The organism is Streptomyces sp. NPDC048600, assembly GCF_055587025.1.
Genome location: NZ_JBVJGZ010000024.1, coordinates 133,713 through 139,743 on the forward strand (window position 1 = coordinate 133,713; position 6,031 = coordinate 139,743).

Genomic DNA, 6,031 nt, shown 5'->3' on the forward strand with positions numbered 1-6,031 from the left:
CCGTGTCCGGTGATCGACAGGGGCGTTCGCGAGGATGACGCCTGAGATGATCGTCGTCCGTGTCCGCCCGGCGAGGGAGTCCGCGCATGGCCGTCATCCACCACACCGTTCTGAAGCCGTCGAAGCTGGAGCTGCTCGAGACCTGGCTGCCGACCCGTTCCTGGTATCGAGGCGGTGCGCGGCCGCAGTTGGCGAAGGCCGGGGGCTTTCGGCTGGACGATCCCGAGGGCGAGGTGGGGATCGAGTTCATGGTGGTCACCGACGTGTCGGGACCGGAGCCGGCCGCCCTGCTGGTGCCGCTCACCTATCGCGGCGCACCGCTGGAGGGGGCCGAGCAGGCCTTGGTCGGCACCATGGAGCACGGCGTACTGGGGCGGCGATGGGCCTACGACGCCTGTCAGGACCCCGTGGCGGTCGCCCAGTTGACGGCGCTGATCGAGGGACGCGCACAGGCCCAGGACCAGAACGTCACCGACGCCCCCGACCGAGAGGTCACCGTCTCCTACACGGGCGAGCGGCACCTCCCCGCGGAGTTCACCGCGCTGGACGACGAGGAAGGCACCCGCCTGGTCGCTCCGGACGGCACGTCCCTACGTCTCCACCGGGTTCTGCGGCCCGTCGGGGACGGCCCCGATCTCGCATCCCTGGGCGCGATCGGACACATCGACGGCCTCTGGCAGACCCCGGACGGCACCCGGGTCCGAGGCTTGTTCGCCGTGCTGCACTCAGCCTGAACGCACGGCGCCAGGCTCACTCGTTGCACACGAATTCAGGGTCGCGCAGCGTGGACGACGCTCAACTCTGTTTTCTGGAGGAATCGTTGAACAACCACATCTCTTGGTGGAGGAGCCGCGTGCGGCGCCTGCGGGCGTAGTGGCTCCCCCCATTGCCGGAACTCTCTCACCGAGCCGAACCCTCGCTCAGGTGTGCCCTCTTTCCGGCAAGTGGTCGTTCAACGGAGGTTCCTGTCATGTCGACGTCCGTCGTCGGCGGCATGCCGCTGCTCTCGGCAGCGGGCGCCGGCGCTTCTGCCCTCGTGCTGAGTTTCGGTGCCGGTATCGGCGCCGTGACCTACGTCAGGCACGGCGGCCAGGCCGGGGTCGAGGGCGGTCCCGGTCGGGCCGCCCTCGTGCTCCCCCGGTCCGGCTGGGCTCAGCAGCCGCCGCAGTTGTAGTAGGTGACGTCCCAGTGGTTGCCTTCGTCGGCGTAGATGTTGCCGGAGCCGGAGCGCCATTGCGGGGCACCGTCGCCGCGCACGCCGATGTAGGTGAACGTGTTCTTGATGTAGTTGCCGACGCAGGTGTACTTGGCGTAGTCGAGCTTGTAGCCGTTCCAGTGCGAGTACGTCCCGGAGGCGTGGCCGGTCTCGGTGCCGCCGGTGATGTTCAGGGCACAGCCGCTGGCGCGCTTGAGGGTCTGCGCGCCCTGGGCGGTGGCCAGGTTGAGCTGGTCGAAGGACGTACAGGTGGCGATGTTGCGGTTGGAGCAGTTGCCCGACGACGACCAGGTGATGCCGACCTGGCTGAACATCGAGGTCGCGGTGGCGTGCGAGATCTTGGTGACGGCGAAGGCCTCGCCCGCCGTGCCGACGACGGCGGCACCCGGGGCGATGACGAGGGCGAGGGCGGTCAGGACCGAGCGGAGCTTCAGGGCCTTGATGGCCTTCATGTGGGGACCTTCCTGCGGTGGGCCTTGCTTCCGGTAGGGCGGCTGTGCAGGCGGTGCAGGATGATGGTGCCGGGGTCTACGCGCGTTGGCCAGAGGACAGAACGGAAACCCGGATTCCCGATGCACACGGGCGTCCCGGCCACCGCGGTGCGGGGCCGGGACGCCTGCTCCCTGCTCGGTTCCGTCAGCCGCCCGTCCCGCCGCCGAAGAAGCCGCTGTCGTCGCCGGGATCGCCGCCGGGATCGCCGACGGCCTCCGTCTCCTCGGGCGGGACCTCGGGGTCGACGGCCTCCTCGGTGGGCTCGACGATCACGGAAGGATCGTCCGTCGGGACGAGCACGTCCGTGGCCGCCACCACGAGGGTCACCACCGAGTCCGGTGGGGCCGGTTCGCCGGGCTGCGGGCTCTGACCGACGACCGTGCCGGGCTCGGCCCCCTCGGACACCTCCTCGGTCGTCTCGACCACCAGGCCCTGAGCCTCCAGGAGTTGGCGCGCCTCGTCGGCCGGCATGCCGGTGAGGTCGGGGAGCACGGCGGGTTCCGTGGTCTCCCCGGGCGACGGCTCACCGCTCGGCACGTCGATATCCGGATCCGGTACGACCTCGTCCTCGGTGCCGTCGGAGCCGGCCTCGCGGGCCAGCCCGGCGTCCGGGTCCTCGACGTCGACCAGTTCGTAGACCTCCACCGGCTTCTCCTCCGGCGCGGGCTTCACCTTGGTCATCTTCTTGTCGTCGTAGGACGCCCACCGCTTGTTGTCGCCGTCGAACTCCACCTTCGCCTCGTCGATGTCCTTGTCGTACGCGGCGAGCGGGTTCCCGCAGCTGCACTGCACGGCGGGCCGGCCCAGTTCGTCGACCAGGACGGCGATGCCCGCTTCGAGCAGCGCGTAGAACGCCTTGGCCTTCCCCTTCTTGTAGTCGTGGTTCTTGACGAGCGTGTCGCCCCGCAGCAGTACGGGCGTCAGCTTCCTGACGAAGCCGGCGATCTCGTCGACACCGCCCAGCCCCTGTACCGCGGCCCACTCCTCGGCCTTGCGGCGGTTCTCCGGCTTCAGCAGGAAGTCGGAGAGCCTCGCCTTGTCGCAGCGGCTGGCGTCCTTGGTCCCGCCGTACAGGCCGGGCTCGTCGCCCTGTATCTCGCCGCCGATACGGCTGATCCCCTCGGCCAGGGCGAAGTCCGCCCCGAGGCCGAGCGCCTTCTTGAAGAACGGTGACGCCGTCGGCACACCGCGGGCGACGGCCCGTACGGTGGTCTTGGCGGCGAAGGCACATCCCGTCGTCATCAGGCCGAGGACGGCCAGTGCGACCGCGAGCGCGACGAACACGCGCCCGCTCCCCCGTGTGCGTGTCATGGTCGTGACTCTGCTTCCTTCCGGACGCGGACGCACCCGCCGGGCGGCAAGCGCGCTCACACCAGTGTGGAAGCACGGGGGGCACGGCACATCCGTGCCCACACGGGTCCGCGGGATGGGCAACTGTCGTGCGGGCACGGTCGGTTCGGGTCGGGCGGACGGCTCAGTCCACGTCCTCCAGATACATCAGCACGGCCCGTACCCGGCGGTCGTATGTCTCGCTCTCCTCCGGCGGCAGTCCGAGGCGCCCGAAGATAGTGCTGATGTGGTCCTCGACGGTCCGCTTGCTGACCAGAAGCTTCGCGGCGATCGCCGAGTTGGACAGTCCCTGCGCCATGAGATGCAGGACGTTGAGGTGCTGCTCCGTCAGCCCGGCGAGCGGCCCGCGTCCTCGCGCAGTGCTGTGGACGGCCTCCCGGATCTCCGGGTCGATCCGGTACCCGCCGGCCGCGACGCTGTGCACGACGTCGGTGACGAAGTCCGGCCCGATGACCCGCCACTTCAACTGGTAGCCGATACCGCCGGCTTCGGGCGAGCCGGGCCCGGGTCCGGCGTCGAGGAGCGGGCGCAGATGGGTCAGTTCGACGTGTTTGGAGAGCAGCAGGATGCCCACGCCGGGGCGGGTGCGGCGGATCTCCACGGCCGCCTGGAGGCCTTCGAGGCGGTGAGTGGGCGGCATCCTGATGTCGATGACGGCGAGGTCGGGCAGCGGCTCGGTGACCGCGGCCAGCAGCCCGCCCGCGTCGCCGGCCCGGGCGACGACCTTGTGTCCCGCGTACTCCAGGAGAGCTCCGAGGCTGTCCAGATACTCGGAGTCGTCGTCGGCGAGCACGATGCGCAACGCCCTGCTGGGCTTCCAGTCGATCCGTTCCCCGGTCATGCCGGCGCGCCCCCTTCGCTCGCGGCCGCCTCCTCGGCCACGGGCAGCGTGACCAGGACCTCCGTGCCCTCGCCGGGGCGGCTGTGTACGGTCAGTTCGCCGTCGTAGGCGGAGACCCGGTGGCGCAGTCCCAGCAGTCCGGTGCCGCCCGCCGCCGGGTCGGCGCCGCCCACGCCGTCGTCGGTGACGGTCAGCCTCAGGACGCCGTCACGGTGCCGGAGTTCGACGCGGACCGTCTCGGCGTCGGCGTGCTTGAGCACATTGCTGAGCGCCTCCTTCACGACGTAGTACACGGTCAGTTCGACCGCGGGCGGCATGCCGGGCGGCACGGCCACTCGGATGTCCACCGGCAGGGGGAGGTCCGCGGCGAGCGAGCGCAGGGCCGCGGCCAGCCCCACCTCGCCGAGCACCGCGGGGTGGATGCCACGCGCCGCGACGCGCAGTTCGGCGTGGCCGCGGTCCAGGGTGGCGAGGGCCTTGTCGAGCAGGGCGGCGAGTTCCGGGCCGTACGCCGTTCGGTCGCTCAACCTCCGGCGGACGAGGTGGAGTTGGAGTCCCAGGTTGACGAAGCTCTGCTGCGCTCCGTCGTGCAGGGAGCGTTCCACCAGCTGCCGTTGCTCGTCACCGGCCTCGACGACACGTCGGCGGGACCGGCGCAGTTCGGCGATCAGGGCCTGGTTGTCGAGCTCCAGGGCCGCCGCGGAGACGACCGCCTCCAGGACGTGACGGTCCTCGCGCAGCGCGGGGTCGTGGACGAGGACGCCGACCCGGCGCCCGTCGCGTTCCAGTGGGCTCGTCCAGGCTCCGGGTGCCGGGGTCAGCGGGCCGCCGTCGACGTCGGCGTATCCCTCGCCGTCGGGTGCGGGGAGGCCCAGCCGGACGGAGGGGTCTCCCAGGCTCTGCGCGAGGGCGGCGCGCAGCGCCGTGTGCGAGGGCAGCGGCAGCCGGCGCAGCAGTTCGGCGACGGCGGTCCTGCCGAGCCGGACGCGCCAGACACCGGCCAGGAAGGCGAGCGGCAGCAGCAGTACCGCCAGATGGACGACCGCGATGAGCGGGGTGTGCGACCAGGCGCGTCCTGCGCCGAGTGCCGCGTCGAGCCCGGACGCGAGGCCGCCGACCAGGCCGACGGCGAGGACCGGCGCGAGTTCCCGGCGGTAGGGCCGGGACGCGGCGGCCCAGCGCCGGGCGAGGACGACGACCGCGGCCGCGCTGAGGGCGAGTTGCACGGCGTCGGTGATCTGCCGCAGTTCCCACACGGGGTGCACCAACAGCAGATTGCGGGTGACGGAGGCGTGGAAGGGCACGGTGGCCGGCTGGAGCACGAAGGCCGTCGCACAGCCCGCGATCAGCAGCGCCCGGTCCACCCGTGCGCCTACCGGGCCGTCGTCCTCCCGTGTGCGGAGTCTGCCGTACGGGAACACGAGCAGCAGCGGGACGACGAAACCGGTGGCCGCGGAGCGCAGGAACAGGCCCACGGTGTGCACGAGCGGGTCGGTGGAGATCTGGAGGTCCTCCGCGAACCAGCCGACGCCCACGAGCAGCATCAGCAGTCCGACCACGTTGCCGGGCCTGCGCCACCGGGCGAGCAGCCCGGCCGTCAGACAGAGCCCGCCGACGGCAGCGGAGAACAGGGTCGACGTCGAGTCGGCGTGCCGGTCGGGCGCGGTGACGACGAGCACGAAGACCCCGAACGCCCCGCCGGCCAGGGCCAGTACGACGGCCGAGCGCCGCCGTGCGAAGCCGTCGACCGGCGCCCTGCTCGGTCTGCCGAGGTGTGCCGGTGCCTGCGGGACCAGGGCGGGCGATGCGGCCCGGGACACCGGGCGGGCGGTTGCCCACATCACCGTCCCTCCCCCATGACGGCCGGATACGGACGACCGTGATCACTCCGTGGTCGTCCGCGCGCACTCACCGTACGCGATGGTGCCGGTCTCGTCCCGGGGTGTGGGGAAATATGAACGAGAGTCAGGTGCGGGCGGCCCGTCCTGCGCCGGAGCCTGGCCAAGTCGGCTTCGTGGAAAGCGCTTTGACCGTCGGGCGGCGGGGGGGGGGGGGGGGGGGGGGGGGGGGGGGGGGGGGGGGGGGGGGGGGGGGGGGGGGGGGGGGGGGGGGGGGGGGGGGGGGGGGGGGGG

The 6,031-nt window shown here is 71.8% G+C and carries 6 protein-coding genes; 2 read left to right on the forward strand and 4 right to left on the reverse strand.

The genetic code is table 11. The features are described from left to right. Positions 1–86: 86 nt before the first annotated feature. Both ACZ6SQ_RS28475 and ACZ6SQ_RS28480 read left to right on the forward strand, forming a co-directional pair. Positions 87–734, forward strand: coding sequence for a maltokinase N-terminal cap-like domain-containing protein (locus tag ACZ6SQ_RS28475; RefSeq protein WP_469566962.1), 648 nt, complete (start codon positions 87–89; stop codon positions 732–734). A 236-nt stretch (positions 735–970) separates the two neighbouring features. Then, positions 971–1,174 (forward strand): hypothetical protein, encoded by a 204-nt coding sequence (locus ACZ6SQ_RS28480; RefSeq protein ID WP_469566964.1) that lies wholly within the window; start codon positions 971–973, stop codon positions 1,172–1,174. Here the strand turns inward: ACZ6SQ_RS28480 and ACZ6SQ_RS28485 are convergent. From ACZ6SQ_RS28485 to ACZ6SQ_RS28500, 4 genes are all read right to left on the reverse strand, one after another. Then, positions 1,153–1,668, reverse strand: a complete 516-nt coding sequence (locus tag ACZ6SQ_RS28485) for a hypothetical protein (RefSeq protein WP_469566965.1) — start codon at positions 1,666–1,668, stop codon at positions 1,153–1,155. The genes ACZ6SQ_RS28480 and ACZ6SQ_RS28485 overlap by 22 nt on opposite strands. 184 nt (positions 1,669–1,852) lie before the next feature. Then, positions 1,853–3,019 carry a DUF6777 domain-containing protein gene (locus ACZ6SQ_RS28490; RefSeq protein WP_469566967.1) on the reverse strand — a complete coding sequence of 389 codons (1,167 nt, stop codon included), beginning with the start codon at positions 3,017–3,019 and terminating at the stop codon, positions 1,853–1,855. Between the two features lie 163 nt (positions 3,020–3,182). Then, positions 3,183–3,899 (reverse strand): response regulator transcription factor, encoded by a 717-nt coding sequence (locus ACZ6SQ_RS28495; RefSeq protein ID WP_469566970.1) that lies wholly within the window; start codon positions 3,897–3,899, stop codon positions 3,183–3,185. Further along, positions 3,896–5,740 carry a sensor histidine kinase gene (locus tag ACZ6SQ_RS28500; protein WP_469566973.1) on the reverse strand — a complete coding sequence of 615 codons (1,845 nt, stop codon included), beginning with the start codon at positions 5,738–5,740 and terminating at the stop codon, positions 3,896–3,898. Before ACZ6SQ_RS28500 ends, ACZ6SQ_RS28495 begins: the two co-directional genes overlap by 4 nt. Positions 5,741–6,031 lie beyond the last annotated feature (291 nt).

Excerpts from the sequence above, each read along its gene's own strand:
- ACZ6SQ_RS28475 (WP_469566962.1), top strand. The coding sequence starts at position 87 with ATGGCCGTCATCCACCACACCGTTCTGAAGCCGTCGAAGCTGGAGCTG.
- ACZ6SQ_RS28480 (WP_469566964.1), top strand. The coding sequence starts at position 971 with ATGTCGACGTCCGTCGTCGGCGGCATGCCGCTGCTCTCGGCAGCGGGC.
- ACZ6SQ_RS28485 (WP_469566965.1), bottom strand. The coding sequence starts at position 1,668 with ATGAAGGCCATCAAGGCCCTGAAGCTCCGCTCGGTCCTGACCGCCCTC.
- ACZ6SQ_RS28490 (WP_469566967.1), bottom strand. The coding sequence starts at position 3,019 with ATGACACGCACACGGGGGAGCGGGCGCGTGTTCGTCGCGCTCGCGGTC.
- ACZ6SQ_RS28495 (WP_469566970.1), bottom strand. The coding sequence starts at position 3,899 with ATGACCGGGGAACGGATCGACTGGAAGCCCAGCAGGGCGTTGCGCATC.
- ACZ6SQ_RS28500 (WP_469566973.1), bottom strand. The coding sequence starts at position 5,740 with ATGTGGGCAACCGCCCGCCCGGTGTCCCGGGCCGCATCGCCCGCCCTG.